The 20,478-nt window shown below is 43.0% G+C and carries 17 protein-coding genes and 1 tRNA gene; 12 read left to right on the top strand and 6 right to left on the bottom strand.

Annotated features, from left to right (window positions below):
• The first annotated feature begins 386 nt into the window (after positions 1-386).
• A complete protein-coding gene (locus QL982_RS11660; RefSeq protein WP_290164849.1) occupies positions 387-1,469 on the top strand; it encodes a serine hydrolase in 1,083 nt (360 codons plus the stop codon).
• 86 nt (positions 1,470-1,555) lie between these two features.
• Positions 1,556-2,224: a thiamine phosphate synthase gene (locus tag QL982_RS11655; protein WP_290164851.1), complete on the top strand. Its 669-nt coding sequence runs from the start codon at positions 1,556-1,558 to the stop codon at positions 2,222-2,224.
• Positions 2,225-2,289: 65 nt separating this feature from the next.
• Here QL982_RS11655 and QL982_RS11650 read toward each other — a convergent pair whose 3' ends face one another.
• Positions 2,290-2,619, bottom strand: coding sequence for a TraR/DksA C4-type zinc finger protein (locus tag QL982_RS11650; RefSeq protein ID WP_290164852.1), 330 nt, complete (start codon positions 2,617-2,619; stop codon positions 2,290-2,292).
• A gap of 487 nt (positions 2,620-3,106) precedes the next feature.
• Here QL982_RS11650 and QL982_RS11645 point away from each other — a divergent pair, with 487 nt between their 5' ends.
• The 5 genes from QL982_RS11645 (at position 3,107) to ruvB (ending at position 8,284) form a co-directional block, all read left to right on the top strand.
• Positions 3,107-4,321, top strand: a complete 1,215-nt coding sequence (locus QL982_RS11645; RefSeq protein WP_290164853.1) for a phosphoglycerate kinase — start codon at positions 3,107-3,109, stop codon at positions 4,319-4,321.
• A gap of 275 nt (positions 4,322-4,596) precedes the next feature.
• Positions 4,597-4,983, top strand: a complete 387-nt coding sequence (locus QL982_RS11640; protein WP_290164854.1) for a hypothetical protein — start codon at positions 4,597-4,599, stop codon at positions 4,981-4,983.
• A gap of 386 nt (positions 4,984-5,369) precedes the next feature.
• On the top strand, positions 5,370-6,407 hold the full coding sequence (fba, locus tag QL982_RS11635) for a class II fructose-bisphosphate aldolase (protein ID WP_290164855.1): 1,038 nt from the start codon (positions 5,370-5,372) through the stop codon (positions 6,405-6,407).
• A gap of 97 nt (positions 6,408-6,504) precedes the next feature.
• Positions 6,505-7,128, top strand: coding sequence for a Holliday junction branch migration protein RuvA (gene ruvA, locus QL982_RS11630; RefSeq protein WP_290164859.1), 624 nt, complete (start codon positions 6,505-6,507; stop codon positions 7,126-7,128).
• A gap of 175 nt (positions 7,129-7,303) precedes the next feature.
• Complete coding sequence (ruvB, locus tag QL982_RS11625; RefSeq protein ID WP_197132062.1) at positions 7,304-8,284, top strand: Holliday junction branch migration DNA helicase RuvB; 981 nt, start codon at positions 7,304-7,306, stop codon at positions 8,282-8,284.
• A gap of 156 nt (positions 8,285-8,440) precedes the next feature.
• On the opposite strand, the gene QL982_RS11620 is transcribed toward ruvB, so the two are convergent.
• From QL982_RS11620 to QL982_RS11605, 4 genes are all read right to left on the bottom strand, one after another.
• Positions 8,441-10,102 (bottom strand): AarF/UbiB family protein, encoded by a 1,662-nt coding sequence (locus QL982_RS11620; protein ID WP_290164856.1) that lies wholly within the window; start codon positions 10,100-10,102, stop codon positions 8,441-8,443.
• 52 nt (positions 10,103-10,154) lie between these two features.
• Complete coding sequence (locus QL982_RS11615) at positions 10,155-10,859, bottom strand: hypothetical protein (protein WP_290164857.1); 705 nt, start codon at positions 10,857-10,859, stop codon at positions 10,155-10,157.
• A 101-nt stretch (positions 10,860-10,960) separates the two neighbouring features.
• Complete coding sequence (gene ubiE, locus QL982_RS11610) at positions 10,961-11,836, bottom strand: bifunctional demethylmenaquinone methyltransferase/2-methoxy-6-polyprenyl-1,4-benzoquinol methylase UbiE (protein ID WP_290164860.1); 876 nt, start codon at positions 11,834-11,836, stop codon at positions 10,961-10,963.
• Positions 11,837-12,173: 337 nt separating this feature from the next.
• On the bottom strand, positions 12,174-12,887 hold the full coding sequence (locus tag QL982_RS11605; RefSeq protein WP_290164858.1) for a hypothetical protein: 714 nt from the start codon (positions 12,885-12,887) through the stop codon (positions 12,174-12,176).
• Between the two features lie 238 nt (positions 12,888-13,125).
• On the opposite strand from QL982_RS11605, the gene QL982_RS11600 reads away from it, so the two are divergent.
• The gene (locus QL982_RS11600; protein WP_290165699.1) at positions 13,126-14,838 is read left to right on the top strand and encodes an ATPase; all 1,713 of its coding nucleotides are present in this window, start codon (positions 13,126-13,128) and stop codon (positions 14,836-14,838) included.
• A gap of 523 nt (positions 14,839-15,361) precedes the next feature.
• Positions 15,362-16,969 (top strand): inorganic phosphate transporter, encoded by a 1,608-nt coding sequence (locus QL982_RS11595; RefSeq protein ID WP_290165701.1) that lies wholly within the window; start codon positions 15,362-15,364, stop codon positions 16,967-16,969.
• A gap of 101 nt (positions 16,970-17,070) precedes the next feature.
• Here QL982_RS11595 and QL982_RS11590 read toward each other — a convergent pair whose 3' ends face one another.
• The gene (locus QL982_RS11590) at positions 17,071-18,720 is read right to left on the bottom strand and encodes an aminotransferase class I/II-fold pyridoxal phosphate-dependent enzyme (protein WP_290165703.1); all 1,650 of its coding nucleotides are present in this window, start codon (positions 18,718-18,720) and stop codon (positions 17,071-17,073) included.
• Between the two features lie 368 nt (positions 18,721-19,088).
• On the opposite strand from QL982_RS11590, the gene msrB reads away from it, so the two are divergent.
• From msrB to QL982_RS11575, 3 genes are all read left to right on the top strand, one after another.
• On the top strand, positions 19,089-19,514 hold the full coding sequence (gene msrB / locus QL982_RS11585) for a peptide-methionine (R)-S-oxide reductase MsrB (protein WP_290164485.1): 426 nt from the start codon (positions 19,089-19,091) through the stop codon (positions 19,512-19,514).
• Positions 19,515-19,692: 178 nt separating this feature from the next.
• The gene (locus tag QL982_RS11580; protein WP_290164483.1) at positions 19,693-20,178 is read left to right on the top strand and encodes a glutathione peroxidase; all 486 of its coding nucleotides are present in this window, start codon (positions 19,693-19,695) and stop codon (positions 20,176-20,178) included.
• A gap of 223 nt (positions 20,179-20,401) precedes the next feature.
• Positions 20,402-20,477 (top strand) — tRNA-Val (locus tag QL982_RS11575).
• Position 20,478 lies beyond the last annotated feature (1 nt).

Raw genomic sequence — 20,478 nt, 5'->3', positions numbered from 1 at the left:
TATCGTCGGCTTGCGCCTAATTTGGTGCAATTTTAGCAATCAGCAGCCCTAATATTTGAATGTTCAACAGACCCTATTATTTTTATGTGTTCAAAAATATCGCTGGTTAATATAACAAAATACGAGTAATCATAACATTCAAAGTTAAATTATATTGCTGCAGTGTAAATTGATGTTTCTATAATATAAGTTGGTTGTAGCAAAATTTGAATGAAGCCAAAAAAAACCGCTAAATCAGTTTGATAGATTAAACTTAAATGTAAACCATGATACACTAAAAATACAAAAGCTCTATGTGAGTACTTACAAACACATCTACAAACGCTACGTACGTTTTTGGCGTCAGACACTATGTAACTGGCGTGATAGCGACAGCAGGAGGCATAATGAAGCAACTACCATTAACCAAACAGCAACTAATCGCTGCTATGATTTCAATGAGTTTGGGCGGTGTTGCGCAAGCAGCACTTACGATTAATGGTAGTAACGATACAGCTTCTACTGCGCGCATGAGCTGGGGTGGTGCTGATAGTTTGTCTGAAGCACGCAACATCATGTACAAATCCAACAGCGCTGCCATCAAAAAAGTCGATAACGGCAATGGCACGACCAATGTTACCAACACAAATAGCTTTGCTAGTAGCAATAACAGCAATAGCGCTCGTTACAATACAACCTATCGCGGTGCGTTTGGTAGTAGCGACATGATTCCGATCAGCACTGACTCACGCAGCGTCGCGGTGATTGATGCTGAAACTGGGGAATCTATCTACGAAAAAGACGCTGATATTGCGCGCCCTATGGCCAGTATTACGAAAGTCATGACGGCTATGGTCGTACTGGATGCTGGTCTAGATATGCGTGAAGAAATCACGCTTGATCCAGAAGATTTTGTTGGCCCTAAACGTGCAAGCTCACGTCTAAAATCGGGCGATCGTTTGAACCGTGCTGAAATGCTATTGATGGCATTGATGAAATCTGAGAATCCAGCAGCAAAGAGTCTGGCGCGTAATTATCCAGGTGGCTATGAGGCCTTTATGCGTGCGATGAATCGTAAAGCGCAAGACTTGGGCATGAACACCGCTTTCTTTGGTGACCCAACTGGCCTTGATAAGCGCAATGTTGCTTCATCGAAGGACTTGGTTAAAATGGTACGTGCTGCCGGTAATTACGATGTGATTCGTCGTTTTTCTACCACTAAGAGCTATGACTTCTTTGTCTCAAACTATTCAAGTGGCAACCGCACTTATAAGGCCAATAATACCAGCATGTTGGTCCGCGCAGGTGATTATCCCATCGGTATCTCAAAAACAGGCTTTATCAATGAAGCGGGTCGTTGCGTCGTGATGGAAACGCGTGTCAATAATCGTCCAGCGATTATTGTTATCTTAGGGGCAAATAGCTCAGCGACACGTTGGGGCGATGCTAAAAACATTCTAAATAGCTTGGCCACACGCCGTACGGTATAGGGTTGCCGTTATATCATATAAAAAGGCTGTTATATGATATAACGGCCTTTTTATTGTGTTGAATTTGAGAATTAAGGACGCGCCCTATGAGTCAGCCACCACTATCTTCTACTATACCCAAACTATACTTATTGACCAACGATGATGAGTTCGAACTGTTGTACCAAAAGCTTAATGCTGCTCTATCGACAGGATTGATTGCGCTATTACAAATTCGGCGCAAGCGAGTTCTAAGCTTACCTGATGGCGTCTCAACGCTTTTTGATGAGGCGCAAAAAATTGTTGAGTTAGCCAAAGTGTATAGCGTGCCAGTCGTCATCAATGATGATGTGAAAATGGCGGAAAAGCTAGGCGTTGGGGTGCATCTGGGTCAAAAAGATGGCAATGTTAGTGATGCTAAGCAGTCTTTAGCACCCAATCAAATTATTGGTCGTACTTGTCACGGTGATATCGAACTAGTCAAAGAAGCAAAAAATGATGGCGCAAGTTATGCAGCCATGGGTGCAGTATTTACTTCTACGACTAAGCCAAATGCGGATATTATTTCGCGTCAGCAGCTTATTGAAGGATGTCAGCAAGGCATACCAATCTGTGTGATAGGTGGCTTGAGCGCAGAAAATATCTCAGAGCTGGCGGGTTTGCCGATTGCGCTTGTGGCAGTAGTCGGGGGTATTATGGATTTGCCAGTAGCCGACATTGTGAAGCGTTGTCATGAATGGCAGCAGGCATTTTCTAAGTGGAAAATACCTACTTGAAGAGAGCTTCTTAAAAAGGTTTTAGAGTAGCAATAATCTTACAATAGAATATTAATATGACAGCGCTACTCAGCATGTTCCATACATAAAGTCGCGTAGGGTAGTGCTTCTAAGCGTTGCTCCTCGATTTGTTTACCGCACACTTCGCATTCGCCATAAGTACCATTTTCGATACGACCCAACGCATTTTCAACATACATTAAGCTTTGACGCGCTTCGTTCATTAAGTTTTTACGCATGTCATTTTGGCGATAAGAGATTGCCTGATCTTCCCAATGCTCATTGAGGTCATCTTGTGGGTTTTGGATGTGGTCTTCTATCTTGTCAATTCGAGATTCATATTCGTCTTTTAAGGTTAATAAATTCTGTTTGGCAGTATCTAGGTTAATACTCATTATATTCTCCTAATGGATTATTTTTATTGTCAACGCTTTCATCATAAAGAGCCTGAGTGCTGAGTACCACCACGAAATGTTACTGTTCAACAGACCCTATACCTAAAGCTAGCAATTGCAATTGTTGCATCCAAATAATGGTCTGGGAATAAGCCTCGTTATTTTAACCTTACTAAAATTTGTGACAGGTTGCTTGTGAGCCTGCGTTAGAAAACTGGTAGAATATACCGCCGCTGAATTCTGCTTGCCCAATCAGTCCAATAAAATGATGTGATAAGCATAAGAGTTAAGCGTTAAAAACATAAAAAATAGTAAGCCCAATGATTAGGGTCTGTTGAACATATAAATGTGGTTCTGGCAGCCCTAATATTTGAACATTCAACAGACCCTAAAGTACATGTGATAGATAGAGTTAAAAAACTATTGGTCATATCAATAACGACAGCAATCGTAAATTAATAGATATAGTGATGCATAGGAGCAGGTAATGAATTTTTTGCGTATGAGTGAGCTGAACTTAACAGATAAAGTGGTATTGATCCGAGAAGATTTGAACGTACCTATTAAAGACGGTAAGGTCACGAGTGATGCTCGTCTGCAAGCAAGTCTACCTACTATCAAGATGGCGCTCGAAAAAGGCGCTGCCGTCATTGTTTGCTCACATCTAGGACGCCCAACAGAAGGCAGTCCTGAAGCCATATATTCATTAGCACCAGTCGCTGATTATTTGACGGACAAATTAGGCTCGCCATTGTCAGCACCTGTACGTCTCAATAGTGATTATCTGACGCAAGGTGCTTCGGTAAAATCTGGTGAAGTGGTGCTGCTAGAAAATGTACGCTTTAATGACGGTGAGAAGAAAAACGATGCGACTTTAGCAAAAAAATACGCTGATTTGTGCGATGTCTTTGTGATGGATGCTTTTGGTACAGCGCATCGTGCACAGGCATCGACAGAAGGTGTCACGCAAGCGATGCGTCAGGCAGACAAGACCGTTTGTGCAGGGCTATTATTGGCCGCTGAGCTTGATGCTTTGAGCTTAGCGCTTGAAACGCCAGCGCAGCCAATGCTTGCCATCGTTGGTGGGTCAAAAGTATCCACAAAGCTAGAAGTTTTACACAGCTTGGCTGAAGTCTGTACGCAAATTATCGTTGGTGGCGGTATTGCCAATACTTTCTTGGCCGCTCAAGGTCATAGTGTTGGTGCGTCATTGTACGAAGCAGATTTGCTCGATACGGCGCGTGACATTATGACCAAGACAGAGATTTTATTGCCTGAATATGTCGTGGTCGCGGATAAAAATGACATCGACTTTGCTGACTTTACGGGCTCATTGCAAAAGGCAGTCGCAACGATTAAATCTGTTGATGCGGTTGGTGACAATGACATGATATTGGACATCGCACCAGAAAGCGCCAAGCAGCTTGCCGAGGCAATTATCAATGCAAAAACGATCTTGTGGAATGGTCCAGTGGGCGTGTTTGAAGTGGATGCTTTTGGTCAAGGCACGCAGATCTTAGCGACTGCGGTAAAAGACAGTGACGGTTTTTCAATCGCGGGTGGCGGTGATACGCTAGCGGCTATCGATAAATATCAAGTTGCTGACGGGGTTAGTTACATGTCAACGGGCGGTGGTGCGTTTTTAGAGTTCGTCGAAGGCAAAGTGCTTCCAGCAGTCGCTGCTCTGCAAACCGAAGCCTAAACCGAAGCCTAAGCCTAAGCACTTAACGATACTCAGTCGGCCAGTAACATTAGACGTACAACTAATGTTAAGTATCTGAGGTAGTCTGTGAAAATAATGTTTTGGTGATTGTGCTGTCTATTTTTATTAAAATGAATCAGTACCATAATCAATGATCATTATTAAGCAGTAATTATTTGTTTCTATACTGAAAATTATTATTGCATGTCTTATTGGCACTCTATAAAATAGCGCGACCATGTATCTTGACATGCATTATTTATGAGAGGTTTATTATGTTAAAACGTCATTTATTACTTGCTAGCGTACTTGCTGGTACTTTTGCCATTACTGCATGTAGCCAACAAACAGAAGAGAATGCAGAAGCTGCTGTTGAGTCTGCTGGCGATGATGCTGCTGCAAACACCGAAGCTGCTGCTACTGAAACAGAAGCCGCTGCTGCTGAAGCTGAAGCTGCTGCTCAAAACGCTGGTACTGAAGTTGCCGAAGGCGCTGACACTGCTGGTGCTGCTGCAACAAACGCGCTAGAAAACACTGGTGCTGCAATCAGTGAAGGCACTGATAAAGTTGTTGAAGGTACTGCCTCAGCTGTTGCTGAAGGTGCTACTGCTGTTGCTGATGGCGCAAATGATATCGCTGTTGGTGCAGAACAACAGTACTAAGCAAGGCAATGACAAAGCAATATAGTGTGTGTGATTTATTGGAGCGCTATCAATTGATAGATGAACCATTAAACATCGTTATTGCTTTATAAGCCCTCAAAATACTAGAAAAGCCTTGGTAATCACCAAGGCTTTTTTGCGTTGCGTGTCATTGTTATAGGTGATAATAATCAAACCAACACGAAGAGACTGTATAGACTGACAAATAGTCAGGCAACGGCTACGAAGACGGAACAATTTTTGCTATAATTACCGCGTAGCATTCATCCCCCAAATGTTTTAGGCTTTTACTGCTTTATATGCTGTTAGTACGGTCGGATGCATATTGGCGTGATAGTTACGAAGCTTTTTAAAATACTATTCAAAATCTAATCAGAGAGCGTCTTATGGCCCTAATATCCTTACGTCAACTTCTAGATCATGCCGCTGAACATAGCTATGGTGTTCCTGCCTTTAACGTCAATAACTTAGAGCAAATGCGTGCAATCATGATGGCTGCGGATGCTTGTGATTCACCTGTTATCGTTCAAGCTAGTGCAGGTGCACGTAATTATGCAGGGTCGGCATTTTTGCGTCATTTGATTATTGCTGCTATCGAAGAATGGCCACATATTCCAGTGGTGATGCATCAAGATCATGGCATGTCACCAGCGATTTGCCAACGCTCAATCCAGCTTGGTTTCTCATCAGTGATGATGGATGGCTCACTTGGTGAAGATGGCAAAACGCCAATGGATTATGATTACAATGCTAGCGTCACACGCGAAGTCGTCAAAATGGCCCACGCTTGCGGTGTGTCTGTAGAAGGCGAAATCGGTTGCTTGGGCAGTCTTGAGACTGGCATGGCTGGTGAAGAAGACGGCTCTGGTGCAGAAGGCGTATTGGATCATGAGCAACTATTGACCAGTGCTGACGAAGCTGAACAGTTCGTTAAAGACACTAATGTCGACGCGCTAGCGATTGCTATCGGTACGAGTCACGGTGCGTATAAATTCACGCGTCCACCGACAGGTGACATCCTGTCTATTGAACGTGTAAAAGAGATTCATGCCCGTATTCCTAACACTCATTTGGTCATGCATGGCTCGTCATCAGTGCCACAAGAATGGCTAAAAGTTATTAATGAAAATGGCGGTGATATCGGCGAAACTTATGGTGTGCCAGTTGAGCAAATCGTTGAAGCGATCAAACATGGCGTACGTAAAGTAAACATCGATACGGATTTACGTCTGGCATCAACAGGTGCTATTCGTAAATTTCTTGCAGAAAATCCAAGTGAATTTGATCCGCGTAAATACTTTAAAGCCTCTATGGTAGCGATGTCAGACATCTGTACCAATCGTTTTGAAGCTTTCGGTTCTGCTGGTCAAGCGCATAAAATTCGTCCAACTAGCCTTGAAGGTATGGTGAACTTTTACCAGTAAAATTTGTCTGGTGAAAAGTCGCGAACAATAATGTGGCAGCTGATGTTACTTATGCTGATGTCGTTTATACAATAACCTATATAAGAGGTAGTAAGTGATGATCGGATTGATTACCGGACAAGTGCAATATTTGATGGCACCAACTGCTTGTATCATGACTACCTCTGGTGTTGGGTATGATATTGAGCTGCCATTGCCCTCATTTTGTCAGCTACATCTCAATGAGCAGGCGAGTATTTGGACGCATTTCCATGTGCGTGAAGATGCGCAGCTGCTCTATGGCTTCATTGATCGCAAAGAGCGAGATGTTTTTCGTCAGTTGATTAAAATAAATGGCGTTGGGGCAAAAATGGCATTGGCGATGTTATCTGCGATGTCGGCAGCTGAGCTCAAAATGCACGTCGAACAGGATTCAGAGACAGCCCTGACTCGTATTCCAGGTATCGGTAAAAAGACGGCGCAACGTTTGCTGATTGAGCTAAAAGACAAGCTGAAAAATATTGAAGTGGATAATAGCAATTTAGAGTTTGCTATTCAGCCTGCTGAGATTTCTGCCGAAGACAACATCATCGCTGAAGTAGAAGGTGCTTTGATTAGCTTGGGCTACAAAGAAAAAGAAGCTCAGCAAGCGATCAAAGCCGCTAAGAGTAACGGCGATGTTTTTGCAAATACGCAAGGATTGTTAAAAGCCACCTTACAACAGCTATCAACGTTTAAGTAGTTTTGGCTGCTGTTGCTATTAATGGCTATATCAATACATATCGAATAAATAAGCGACATTAATTGTCGCTTATTGTCGTTTTGGCAGATAACTTCTGATGTTTTGCATGACTTATAGGTGGCGTTTGGTTATGCTATTTATTACCTAATTTATTAATATAATGATAAAAACTATGATGCAAGATCGTTTGATTAATCCGCTAGAAGGCGCAGGCGATGCTCCTGATTCCAATATTCGACCAGCACTATTGGCTGAATATATTGGCCAGCCGGTCGTACGTGAGCAGATGGAAGTGTTTATTGGTGCAGCGCGAGGCCGTAATGAAGCGTTAGATCATACCCTTATTTTTGGCCCGCCAGGTCTAGGTAAAACCACGCTTGCTAATATTATTGCTCGTGAAATGGGCGGTAATTTGCGCTCGACCTCAGGGCCAGTGCTTGAGCGTCCAGGTGATTTGGCAGCCATGCTGACCAATTTAGAGGAAGGTGACGTGCTATTTATTGATGAGATTCATCGATTGAGCTCAGTCATTGAGGAAATATTATATCCAGCAATGGAAGATTTTCAGCTAGATATTATGATTGGTGAAGGGCCTGCTGCCCGTTCTATTAAGCTTGATTTGCCACCGTTTACCTTAGTGGCAGCGACCACTAGAGCAGGGTTGTTGACGTCGCCACTGCGCGATCGCTTTGGTATCGTACAGCGACTTGAGTTCTATAATATTGCTGATCTAACGACGATTGTCAGTCGAGCAGCACGTTTGATGCGTGTGCCTATGAGTGAAGATGGCGCGGTAGAGATTGCCCGTAGGGCACGTGGTACACCGAGGATAGCCAATCGATTGCTACGCCGTGTTCGTGATTATGCTGAAGTAAGAGGTGATGGCAGTATCAATGGTGCGATTGCAGGCAGTGCGCTGGATATGCTGGCTGTTGATAGACGTGGTCTCGATCATTTAGACCGACGCTATATCGAAATATTACATGAGCGTTTTGATGGTGGTCCTGCAGGTGTTGAGGCGGTAGCAGCTGCTATGGCAGAGGATCGCGGTACACTCGAGGATGTGATTGAGCCGTATCTGATTCAACAAGGCTATGTGTTACGTACGGCACGTGGTCGCGTATTGACTCAAATGGCGATTGACCAAATGCTATAGTATTCAGTATTCAGTATTCAGTATTCAGTATTCAGTATTCAGTATTTAGCATAAGAAATGCGCCTGCTTTTAATGAGAAGCAGGCGCATTTCTTTGTTTGAGTCTAAAGTTACGAGGCTTTTTCTGAACTAAGTAAATAAAAAATAAAGCTGGTCTTTAAGCCAATATACGCCAAACAACTACTAAGATAGCCAATAGGTAGAAAATAGGTGATAGCCAGCCGATGACTTGCGTAGCAATAGCGATAAATATGGCAAACCCTGCCAGTGCTAGCCAGTCACGGCGACGGTCATTGAGCATGTCAGCACGAATTTGCTGTATCTCTCGCAGTTGACTGTCTTGGCGTGATCCTTGTGAAGCAAGACTTTGTAAGCCTTGATCCAACAATTTTGGAATATCAGTGGTAGACAGTAACATCTCGGGTAATTGCTGACGAAGCTGTTGTAAATTACGCATAGGGTCTAGCTGCTCTTTGATCCAACTGCTTAAAATTGGCTTGGCAAGTGACCAGATATCAAGATCAGGATATAAGTCGCGACCAAGGCCTTCGACATGTACCAATGTCTTAAGTAATAGCATGAGTTGCGGTGGAATGCTCATATGATGACGGCGTGCAATGTCTAGAATCTGCATTAAGACACCAGCAAAGTCGATATCATTAATGGATTTTTTTAACATCGGCCCAACGGTGCGCTTCATATCGCGCATCAAGGCGTGTTTGTCAGTATTTGGTGGTATCCAACCTGCTCGGCTTACAATATCAACCATTGCTGTAAAGTTGTCATTCATGACTGCCAACAGCATACGTGCGACGATGAGTTGATCGTCTTTTGATAAAGTACCCATGATGGCACAATCTAGACCGATATAACGTGGCTCATGACCTAAATCGACCGCTGCCATACCTGCGTGTAGTGTTTGAACTGGCGGCGTCTCTACGAATACATTACCCGGATGCATATCGGCATGAAAGAAGTTATCACGGAAGACTTGAGTAAAAAATATCGTTAAGCCTTTTTTAGCCAGTGCGGCACGGTCATAGCCTAGCTGGTCAAACATCTCGACTTGTGAGATAGGGACGCCTTGAATACGCTCCATCACCATCACATTTTTAGCAGTGTCATACACTTCAGGCACATACATCAATGCTGAACCCAAGAAGTTATTGCGCATTTGAGTCGTGTTGTCTGCTTCAAGGGTTAAATCTAGCTCGTTAAGCATGACTTGCCGATAGTCTTCAACAATATCAATAATGTGTATGGCACGTGCCGCTTCGATACGAGCAGATGCCCAGTTGGCTAACTCACGTAGTAGCTCAAAGTCAGCAACAATGGTGGTACGGATATCGGGGCGAACCACTTTTACCACGACTTCACGGCCATCATGTAGAGCAGCCGTATGAACTTGAGCGATAGAAGCAGCCGCTAGGGGTTTGATGTCAAAACGTGCAAATAGTGTTTCGATAGATTGATCAAGACCGTTTTTAGAATCTTGAATTTGTGCAATAGCAATCTCAGCGTCAAACGGTTTGACCTTATCCTGTAGTTGAACCAGTTGCTCAATAATCTCAGGCGGTACTAAGTCACGACGCGTAGAGAGTAGTTGTCCAAGTTTTAAAAACAGCGTACCCATATCTTCAAGCGCATATTTAATCGCATTGGGTTGATGCTTTTTACCCCAAGCAGCTGGATGCATACGGATTAGACGTGCTAAAGGTTGCAGCTGAGGTGCTTCTTCGACCGAAAAATGGGTATCAAGGCGATACGTGGCGGCAATACGCCAAAGCTCTAGTAGACGGGCGCGGTGGGATAGTAGCATGAGATATATGTACTCTAAATAAAGTCAGAAATAGGGTAGGCGTAGCGCTTGCCTATTGATGAAATGAGTTGTTAAGTAAGCGTACCTGTTCATCCTTGATAGCCGCAAGCTTGGCTTCTTCACGTTCGACATCAGCACGCAGCTTTAAAAGTTGCTGCTTGAGATCGTTTGCTTCGGCCGCCTCTACTGGGTCAGGTGCACTATTGCCTGCCACATCATTTGCCCAATCACTGACATCGTCAAAAGCGCGTTTGGCATTATGGCGCCAGCTGCTTTTGAGCTGAGAGATGAGAAGATGTAACTGGCTGGCCATGGGTTTGCCGATCAATGGCTCAAGCTGTCCAGCTAAATCAGGATCAAAGCCAGCAACCAATTGTTTGAGCTGCATCAGCACTTTATAGTCACCAGCGATAGGTAGATTGCCCTCAGTGCCGCGCATCAGGTTGAGCAGTTGAGCGGGGTTTTCTACGGTAATGGTACAGTCTGGTTGACTATGACCCAAACGTGCTCGCTCCATACTGGCTTTTTGGCGTTCATTCATTTGGCCGCTTGGCTCAAATACGCTATCGGTCGTGACAGGCTCAAAGCGCAACCGCTCATGAGTAAACAGCACATCTAGATTGATTTCAGGCATGCCCATATTCAGTCGTAAGACTTTGCCAGCAAGTGGTGCTAGACCTGCTTGAGTAATCTCGTCGCTCGCAATGGCAAGGTTAATAAGCTTTTCGGCACCAGCTAATAGGAGGACAGTCAGCATAAGGCTCTCGCATCGTTAAATGAGCGCCTCTGCATTAGCTGCATCAGCGCATAGTATGGTCGTGTCAGGCTCAATAAGGTCTTACTAATCGTCCATTATCGTTACGCTTTAAAGCCACGATGGACAGCGACGATACCCGCAGTCAGGTTGTGATAATCACAATTTTCAAAGCCCGCTTGTTGCATCATTTGCTTGAGTGTCTGCTGATCAGGGTGCATGCGAATCGATTCTGCTAAATACTTATAGCTTTCTGAATCATTGGCAATAATTTTACCCATCAGTGGTAGTGCGGTAAAAGAGTATAGGTCATACGCTTTTGATAATGGTTCAAAGACAGGTTTTGAAAACTCTAGTATCAACAAACGACCGCCCGGCTTCAACACGCGATACATGGCTTTTAACGCGGCATCTTTGTCTGTGACATTACGCAGACCAAAGCTAATGGTTACTAAGTCAAAGCTTTCATCATCAAACGGGGCCAACGTCTCAGCATTTGCCAATACGAAATCAACGTTATTACAGCCAGCATTGATCAGACGCTCACGACCTACTTCTAGCATCGCAGCATTGATATCTGATAATACCACGTGGCCATTTCTACCAACTTCACGGCTAAAGACTTTGGCCAAATCCCCAGTACCGCCCGCGATATCAAGTACATGCTGGCCTGAACGCACACCTGATAGGCTTATTGCATAACGCTTCCATAGACGATGGATACCAAAAGACATTAGGTCATTCATAATGTCATATTTTTTGGCAACAGAGGTAAAGACATCCGCCACGCGTGCCTGCTTTTCTGCTTTATTGACTGTTTTATAACCAAAATGTGTTTCTTCTTCGCCATCAGTATCAGACGTATGCGGGTTATTGATGTCATCACGCTGGTTGAAAAGTGTTTGTTTGGCGGCTTCTACCTTTGCAGAGACACTTTCTACTTTGCTATGGGTGTTATCGATGGTGTCATTACTTGGCATAGTGGTTTGTTGGCCTTGTGGTGTTCCAGTCGGTAAGTCTTGGACTTGCGTAAAGTCATTGCTCTCTACACTGTCATTTTGATTTTTTGCATTGGCTGTTGGCGGTGTCTCTACGTTAGCAGTTTGTGCTGCTAGGACTTGGGCTGTGATATTTTGATTGTTGGCGATACTATCTTTTACCAGCTGATCTTGTAAATGACCGTTGGTTGTCGTTGGTTGGTTGAGATGCGTATTTTTATTATTTGCAGTATCCGTCATGGGGTTGTCCTATCATTCATTTTTATGATTGTCTTTCTAAGAGATATAAGGTGGCGGTGACTCAGGTGTATTATGTATCCTATGATACACCAAACGCCATTGGCTTACCGCCATTATCCTTGTCATGAACCTGATCAATAATTAAGAGTTCACGCTTGCAAAAAGGCTCGATAAAATCACTCACACTTTTGAGTGGCTTCATGGCTTTAAACCCTGTATCAATAAAGTCGTAAAGTGGCTGAAAATTATAGCGATACGCAGTGCCTTTAGCTAGGGCAAAGGCTTTTTTGAGCATGAATGAGTTCAAGTGCTTATCAGTGCGGTAACAGACTTCTTTTAAATTGGCAATCTGTACCCGACGCTCTTTTTCTTCATCAATAGCACGGTAGGCGGCTAGCATATTCTCTTCGTTCACTGGTAGATTTTGAGCAAGTAACCATTGAGCCAAATGCAGGTCTAGCTCAATCGCTAAAATCGCCGCTTGGATACCCATGCTACCAGCTTCTAATGCAGACTCTTTAGCAAGCCGTTCTAACTTTTTAGCTTTTGGCAGAATACGCGCTAATTGTTCTGCCAATATCTTGAACTCATCACCACCATATAACTGTGTGAGAAAGTAATCTGCCATCAGTTGGTTTTTTGGTTGTTCAAACAGCTCGCGATGGGTCCGACGAATACGAACTTGTTGCCATCCTTGTACTTCTTTGAGCTTAGCACTCAAATTATCATCCTGATGATGAGGTAGTGCCCAAAAGCGTGTCAAATGCTGTTGTAAATCGGCTAAAGCGGCCATAATGTGTAAACCTATAAATAAGTAAAAGTAGTAAAAATAATGTGATAAAACTGATAATTTATACTCAGTGTCTTACACTGATAAATAGTTATTAAAGCATGTATTCTAGATGGTGTTCACAATAAAAGAAAATAAAGTAGAATACAAATGTCAAACTGTTACATAGCATCGTTATTTACTCGATTAATCGAATGCTATGATTAAAAAATGCGTTTTAAATCATAGGACGATTTAGGTTATGAGTAAACAAAGTAATACGACTGAACCAACCGCACCAGAGTCAGTCAGTGCACAATTTAGTGAGCAGGTTGTCGTTCAGCGTCTGAGGCCTAATCCCCTTAGTCAGTTTTCTATGGATACAGATTCTCTAAGACTGGCCTTGGTTACCGCTCAATACGCTCTACGAGCAACGCGGCAACAGACGCCGCCCACACTCAATAAGCCAACAGGTTTATTAGTATTGGTCAATGGGATGGAGCAGGCAGGTAAAGGCACGGCGGTTAAGCAGCTGCGAGAATGGGTTGATCCTAGGTTGCTTAAGGTTGAGGCTACGATAGGTTCTTGTCCATTGGCGTCTCAGCCTATTTGGCAAGCGCATACCCACGTGATGCCACGTCATGGTGATGTGATGGTTTACTTTGGGAACTGGTACGCCGATTTGCTCTACAATGCTATGCGAATGGCGACATCAGACAGCGATAATGAACAGTCAAAAAGCAAGCAGTCAAAAAGTAAAAATCCAAAAGATAAAAAATCGGTCAACGTGAAATCGCTGCCTATCGCTAAATGGCAAGCATATCTAGAGCAGCAACTGATCAAGCTCCAAGCCTTTGAACAAGATCTCGTTGCCAACCAAACTAGACTATTAAAGTGCTGGTTTCATGTCGATATCGAAACCTTACAATCACGGCTGAACGACAAAGAAGCCGATCCACATTTTTTATATCAAATTGACTGGAATAGTCAAAACGTCATCGAAAAATTCAATGAAGTGGCCGCAGCCTTACTACGACAGCAAGATGACTGGATTATTATCGATGGTGATGATAAGTCACAAGCGGCCGATTATTTTTGTCATGAAGTGCTACACGCGATGCAAACTGCACTAGTGAGTAGTAAAGCAAGCTCGACTGAGACAGCTAAAAAGCAAACCTCATCCGATAAATCAGAATCTAGTGACCAGACAAATGCAGCGCTGGAGCTAGAAGTATTCAAATCGGTAAAAATACCGAAGCAATTAAAGCGCATCGTTGATGTAGACATAGATAAGTCTGATTACCGTCAAGCATTGGCAGAGAAGCAAGCAAGGCTCGCTGAATTGCTACGGGCGCGTAATGGCCGGCATGTGGTATTTGCCTTTGAAGGCATGGATGCGGCTGGCAAAGGTGGGGCAATTAAAAGGTTGGTCGCGCCGCTCGATCCACGTGAGTATCAAGTTTATAACATTAGCGCGCCAATGCTGTATGAGCTACAACATCCTTATCTATGGCGCTTTTGGACGAGACTACCTAATGAGCAAACCGATCATATCAGTCGTGTCGCCATTTTTGATCGGACTTGGTATGGACGTGTACTGGTTGAGCGTATCGAAGGGTTTGCAACGCGTGATGAGTGGCAGCGCGCTTATGATGAGATCAATCGTTTTGAAGCAGACCTAGTCAGCGCAGGCACGATAGTGATTAAGTACTGGCTGGCAATTGACAAAAAAGAGCAGCTTAAGCGTTTTGAAGAGCGTCAAGAGACCCCTCACAAACAGTTCAAACTAACAGATGATGATTGGCGAAATCGTGACAAATGGTCAGATTATGTGCAATCTGCAGCAGATATGCTGGCACGTACAGATACAAAGACAGCGCCATGGTGTATCATTGCGACCAATGAAAAACGCCAAGCACGATTGGACGTGCTAGATCACGCTATTGAGCAGTTATCTTCAGCATATGATAGTTAGTACTGACTTTTATACTGGGTTGACTTGTACTACTTTTAAATTGAATCGACTATAGTCAGCCGTAAATAATAGAGTTATATCGCTCAAACACTGGCAGTTACAAATCTTGCAATATCATCATGCATTATGCGCTCATATTTAATATAATAGAGCGCGTAACAGCTTCTGCTAACTAACAATTTTAATTTAGCACATAGCGCGTTTGGGTTATTTAATACAGATACCTTAATAATTACGACAGAAATTGTTACAATAGCCATTAGTAGTACCACAAATATCACTATGAAATATCTAAGCCGCAAGATGCTGTAATCAGATGATTTGGCAATATAACTTGCGGCTTTGTGACATGTTGAGGGATGCGTTCTTCGCCTTGGCCATAGTTAGTTTAAGACCATTTAAAAGCATGTTGCGTGTTTCATGTATGCTACGCCATAAGAAGCCATAACAAGCCTTATGAGTAGCAGCGCAATGTTATCAACCTCATATAATTTCAATCAGCTTACGCAGGACGTATTAACGTATGGGTATTAGTAGCAGTTCTACAGAGTCAGTCAAAACCGTTGGCTCGATGAGAATAAATCTATTTTTTGGCATTTTATTGGTTGCGATGACCAGCTACTTTTTGTGGTGGGGTCTAGATTACACGATGCGTCAGCAAACGACGCTATTTATTGTGGCGACTGCTTTTGGTGTCTTTATGGCATTCAATATCGGTGGTAACGATGTCGCCAACTCCTTTGGTACGTCAGTGGGTGCAGGGACGTTGACTATCCCGCAAGCCTTAGGTATCGCCGCGATATTTGAAGTGTCAGGTGCTGTGCTGGCAGGTGGTGAAGTAACTGATACGATTCGAAGCGGCATTGTCGATCTAGATGGCCTCTCAGTTGCGCCCAACCAGTTTATTTATGTCATGCTCTCAGCACTTATTGCTGCTGCATTTTGGCTGTTATTTGCGACCAAAAAAGGTCTGCCAGTTTCGACCACACACGCGATTATCGGCGGCGTGGTTGGTAGCTCTATTGTATTAGGTATCACCTTAGGTGGTACTGAAATGGCGTTATCAACTGTGAATTGGGGTAAGATTGGTACAATCGCCATCTCTTGGGTTCTATCACCGCTACTAGGCGGCGTTTTGTCCTATCTGCTATATGGACAGATCAAGAAAAATATTATTGAATATAATGACAAAACAGAAGCCTATATTGCGACGCTAAAAGGCAATAAAAAAACCTTAAAGCAAAATCATAAAGAATATCTGGACGGTCTGACAGAGTCTGAGCAGTTGGCTTATACGTCAGCTATGTTACGCGATCAAGAAATCTATAAAGATGATGATTGTGTCATTGAAGACTTAGAAACGGATTATTACAAAGAGCTGTATGAGATTGAAAACGAACGCAGCAACCTTGATACGCTAAAAGCATTGAAGCAATGGGTACCTATAATTGCGGCTATGGGCGGTGCAGTCATGGCCTCTCTAGTTGTCTTTAAAGGTCTAAAAAACGTCAATAATGGTATGACGACGTTGCAAGGCTTTTTAATCATGGGGATGATCGCAGCGCTAGTATGGCTAGCTACCTATATTTATACCAAGAGTATTCGCGGCAAGCATAAAGAAGACTTGACCAAAGCCACCTTTATTATGTTTAGCTGGATGCAAGTCTTTACGGCATCAGCATTTGCTTTCAGTCATGGCTCGAACGATATTGCCAATGCGGTTGGTCCTTTCGCTGCCATTATGGATGTTATTCGTACCAATAGCATCTCGACCGAAGCGGCAGTACCACCTGCGGTTATGTTGACTTTTGGTGTGGCATTGATTGTGGGTCTTTGGTTCATCGGTAAAGAAGTAATTCAGACGGTCGGTACCAATCTGGCGAAGATGCATCCAGCTTCTGGGTTCTCAGCTGAGTTGGCTGCTGCTGCTGTCGTGATGGGTGCATCAACGATGGGTCTGCCTGTATCGAGCACGCATACCTTGGTAGGTGCAGTACTGGGCATCGGTATCGTCAATAGAGACACCAATTGGAAGCTTATGAAGCCGATTGGCTTGGCATGGGTGATTACCCTTCCTGCGGCAGCTTCAATGTCTGCAATTAGCTATCTCATATTGGTAAATATCTTCTAAGATTAATGTTACAGAGTTCACCAATAAAGCCTATCTTAGCATCATAAAAAACGCTTATCAGCATCATGCCGATAAGCGTTTTTTTTATGTCAAATATAGGTTTAATCAGTGCCAAACTGTTGGCGTTTTTTGGCAAAGAATCGATCTAAGCGATCCATTGCGTCTTCTAGTTCATGTAAATTGGGCAGGAATACTAAGCGAAAATGATCTGGTCTGTCCCAGTTAAATCCCGTACCTTGTACCATTAAGACATTCTCTTCAATCAGTAAATCCATCATAAAGTCCATGTCATCCGTGATAGGGTAGATGTCAGGATCTATCTTTGGAAAACAATAAAATGCTCCTTGAGGCATGGTGCACGAAATACCTTTGATAGCATTGAGACGTGTTACAGCCATTTCGCGTTGTTTATGCAAGCGACCTGTCTTGGAAGTAAGGTCTTTCATACTTTGGTGGCCACCCATCGCTGTTTGGATGGCATATTGCCCCTGAACATTAGAACACAAGCGCATAGACGCTAGCATATCCAATCCTTCGATGAAGTCCGTGGCGTGTTGCTTGCGACCAGAGACCATCATCCAGCCCGCACGGAATCCAGCGATACGGTGCGACTTTGATAAGCCATTATATGAAAGAACCAGCACGTCGTCAGTCAGCGTACTCATTGGCGTATGTACGGTATCGTCATAAAGAATACGATCATAAATCTCATCGGCCATAATAATTAGATCGTGCTCTTTAGCGACGTCGATAATTTGTAATAGCAGCTCATCGCTATAAAGCGCACCAGTCGGGTTATTGGGGTTGATAACCACGATGCCCTTTGTCTTGCTGGTAATCTTAGACTTGATATCCTCGATATCAGGATGCCAGTTGTCTTCTTCGTTACAGCGATAGTGCACTGCCGTACCACCAGACAGATTGGCTGCTGCTGTCCATAGCGGGTAGTCGGGCATTGGAATCAGCACTTCATCACCATCATTCATCAACGCTTGCATGGTCATGACAATCAGCTCAGACACGCCATTACCCAAATAAACATCACGCACATCAACAGCTGATAACAATCCTTTTGATTGATAATATTGCAATACCGCTTTACGCGCAGAAAAAATCCCTTGCGAGTCTGAATACCCAGTCGCTTCTGCTAAGTTCATCGCTACATCACGCAAAATTTCATGCGGTGCTTCTAGACCAAACGGTGCTGGGTTGCCGACGTTTAATTTTAATATGCGCTTGCCTTCTGCTTCCATTCTATTTGCAGTCTGTAGTAGGGGACCACGAATGTCGTAACAGACATTTTGTAATTTATCAGATTTTTTGATTGTATTCATAGAGTGACCACTCTTAGGATTTTGTTGTGAGTTTTTTTGAGCGTTAGAGGTTGTAGAGACTGTTTTCGATTGGTTTTGGTCTGTATGATTGGGCTGTATGTCTACAGGTAAAGAAGCAGATGAATCGCTATTCTTGCCCAAACCACCATTTATGAATTTTGTTGTCGCACTGGCTTCGTTTTGAAGTTCACCACGTAACAGATAGCCTTCGCTACAGCCTAGGATGCGTGCTAACGTCGGCAGCTTAGACGAGACAATACCGTTTGTGCCACGTTCCCAGTTTGAGATAGCACCACGACTGACCTTCGCACCTGCTGCCGTCATCGCTTGTGCCAATTGTTCAGCGGTAAAGCCTTTCTCACGGCGCAGCTGTACAAGTCGCTCAGCTTGTGTACTTTTATTCTTATCACTAGCCATAATTAGTTAAGCCTGTGTTCATCAATAGGTTTGTAATAAACGAATTACTTTGATTAAAGAGTAATGTTTATGTACTGATGCAAGATATTATTGCATAAATAATAGTAATGCAAGTTAACTTTGAAATTATTAAAAAAATGAAAGTAAATCTTGCATTCATAAGTATATGAGACAGCTTTATACTAAAATGACACATGATTACCTATTACTAATTGCTTTACCAACATAATATTATTGTAATATATACCTTGAATATTGGAACAGTAACCAATAGATAGGGCGCATCGTTTTTATGAAGCAATGACGATAAAACTCAAATAGTAGCAACATAAAATATTAGATAATACCTATCTAACTAAGGGTAAATTATGCAAGATAATCAACTTAGCAAAGAAGAAATCAGCCAGTTAACAGAAGCTGACTGGAAAGAGCGTTTAAGCGCTGACGAATATCATGTGCTGCGTGAGAAAGGCACAGAGCGTCCGTTCACAGGTGTTTATAATGATGCGACCGATGATGGTGTTTATCGTTGTAAAGGCTGTGGTGCCAGCTTATTTGACTCAAGTAATAAGTTTAATGCTAGCTGCGGTTGGCCAAGTTTTGACCAAGGAATCGATAACAGCGCTATTGAAGAGCATGTCGATAACTCGTTGGGTATGACTCGCACAGAAGTAACCTGCAGTAACTGCGGCGCGCATTTGGGTCATGTGTTTCCTGATGGACCTAGTGAAACGACTGGCATGCGCTACTGCATCAACTCAGTCTCTATTGATTTAGATAAATCTGAAAAATAGTTGTCAACTGGTTAGCTGTTTAGATAAGTTTAGACGTATAAAAAGGAAGCATTATGCTTCCTTTTTATTTGTTGGTACTCTTTTCATTTATTGGTAGTATGGTTGTGGTTGCTACTAAGAATATAGTAACGCTTAAAAAACAATTAAAATAACGATGCAATCAATTTAAGGATAGATGATGAGTACTATTTATGATTTTACGGCTGAGCGCATGGATGGTAGCTCGCAAGCGTTTTCAGATTACCAAGATAAAGTATTACTAATCGTCAATACCGCAAGCAAATGTGGATTTACGCCGCAGTTCGAAGGTTTAGAGTCGTTATATCAACAGTACAAAGATCAAGGACTGGTGGTTATCGGTTTTCCTTGTAATCAATTTGGTAGCCAAGATCCAGGCAGCAATGATGAAATTGGTGCGTTTTGTCAAAAAAACTATGGTGTTAGCTTTCCAATGATGGCAAAGGTTGATGTGAATGGGGAAGGTGCTCATCCAATTTATGAATGGCTCAAAGAGCAAAAGGGTGGCGTACTGACAGATGGTATCAAATGGAATTTTACCAAGTTTTTAATTAGCAGTAATGGACAAGTCATCGATCGCTATGCACCAACGACCAAGCCAGAAGCTATTAAAAATGATATTGAGCAAGCATTAGCCAATAAATAAGTATCGAACTCAAAAAATATTGGTTTTTTATAAAAGTATAAAACCAATAAAAACATATGCTTGCTAGAAATATCGATAAAAATGCAAAAAATATGTGAAAAACTCGAAAATACTGTTTGACACCCAACTGTAAATCTATATAATACACACCCACAGCAGCAGAGCTTAGTGACAAACTTAAGAGCTCAGTTGATGTTGAATAAATTGCATAGCAATTGTTCGCGGGTGATTAGCTCAGTTGGTAGAGCGTCTGCCTTACACGCAGAATGTCGGCGGTTCGAATCCGTCATCACCCACCAC

Source organism: Psychrobacter sp. 5A.1, from assembly GCF_030407455.1.
Lineage (GTDB): Bacteria > Pseudomonadota > Gammaproteobacteria > Pseudomonadales > Moraxellaceae > Psychrobacter.
Note: the sequence above shows the minus strand (reverse complement) of the source record. Positions and strands in the feature narration are given on the sequence as shown.

What these genes read in the sequence shown, in the direction of transcription:
- QL982_RS11660 (WP_290164849.1), top strand. Translation starts at nt 387, where the DNA reads ATGAAGCAACTACCATTAACCAAACAGCAACTAATCGCTGCTATGATT.
- QL982_RS11655 (WP_290164851.1), top strand. Translation starts at nt 1,556, where the DNA reads ATGAGTCAGCCACCACTATCTTCTACTATACCCAAACTATACTTATTG.
- QL982_RS11650 (WP_290164852.1), bottom strand. Translation starts at nt 2,619, where the DNA reads ATGAGTATTAACCTAGATACTGCCAAACAGAATTTATTAACCTTAAAA.
- QL982_RS11645 (WP_290164853.1), top strand. Translation starts at nt 3,107, where the DNA reads ATGAATTTTTTGCGTATGAGTGAGCTGAACTTAACAGATAAAGTGGTA.
- QL982_RS11640 (WP_290164854.1), top strand. Translation starts at nt 4,597, where the DNA reads ATGTTAAAACGTCATTTATTACTTGCTAGCGTACTTGCTGGTACTTTT.
- fba (WP_290164855.1), top strand. Translation starts at nt 5,370, where the DNA reads ATGGCCCTAATATCCTTACGTCAACTTCTAGATCATGCCGCTGAACAT.
- ruvA (WP_290164859.1), top strand. Translation starts at nt 6,505, where the DNA reads ATGATCGGATTGATTACCGGACAAGTGCAATATTTGATGGCACCAACT.
- ruvB (WP_197132062.1), top strand. Translation starts at nt 7,304, where the DNA reads ATGCAAGATCGTTTGATTAATCCGCTAGAAGGCGCAGGCGATGCTCCT.
- QL982_RS11620 (WP_290164856.1), bottom strand. Translation starts at nt 10,102, where the DNA reads ATGCTACTATCCCACCGCGCCCGTCTACTAGAGCTTTGGCGTATTGCC.
- QL982_RS11615 (WP_290164857.1), bottom strand. Translation starts at nt 10,859, where the DNA reads ATGCTGACTGTCCTCCTATTAGCTGGTGCCGAAAAGCTTATTAACCTT.
- ubiE (WP_290164860.1), bottom strand. Translation starts at nt 11,836, where the DNA reads ATGCCAAGTAATGACACCATCGATAACACCCATAGCAAAGTAGAAAGT.
- QL982_RS11605 (WP_290164858.1), bottom strand. Translation starts at nt 12,887, where the DNA reads ATGGCCGCTTTAGCCGATTTACAACAGCATTTGACACGCTTTTGGGCA.
- QL982_RS11600 (WP_290165699.1), top strand. Translation starts at nt 13,126, where the DNA reads ATGAGTAAACAAAGTAATACGACTGAACCAACCGCACCAGAGTCAGTC.
- QL982_RS11595 (WP_290165701.1), top strand. Translation starts at nt 15,362, where the DNA reads ATGGGTATTAGTAGCAGTTCTACAGAGTCAGTCAAAACCGTTGGCTCG.
- QL982_RS11590 (WP_290165703.1), bottom strand. Translation starts at nt 18,720, where the DNA reads ATGGCTAGTGATAAGAATAAAAGTACACAAGCTGAGCGACTTGTACAG.
- msrB (WP_290164485.1), top strand. Translation starts at nt 19,089, where the DNA reads ATGCAAGATAATCAACTTAGCAAAGAAGAAATCAGCCAGTTAACAGAA.
- QL982_RS11580 (WP_290164483.1), top strand. Translation starts at nt 19,693, where the DNA reads ATGAGTACTATTTATGATTTTACGGCTGAGCGCATGGATGGTAGCTCG.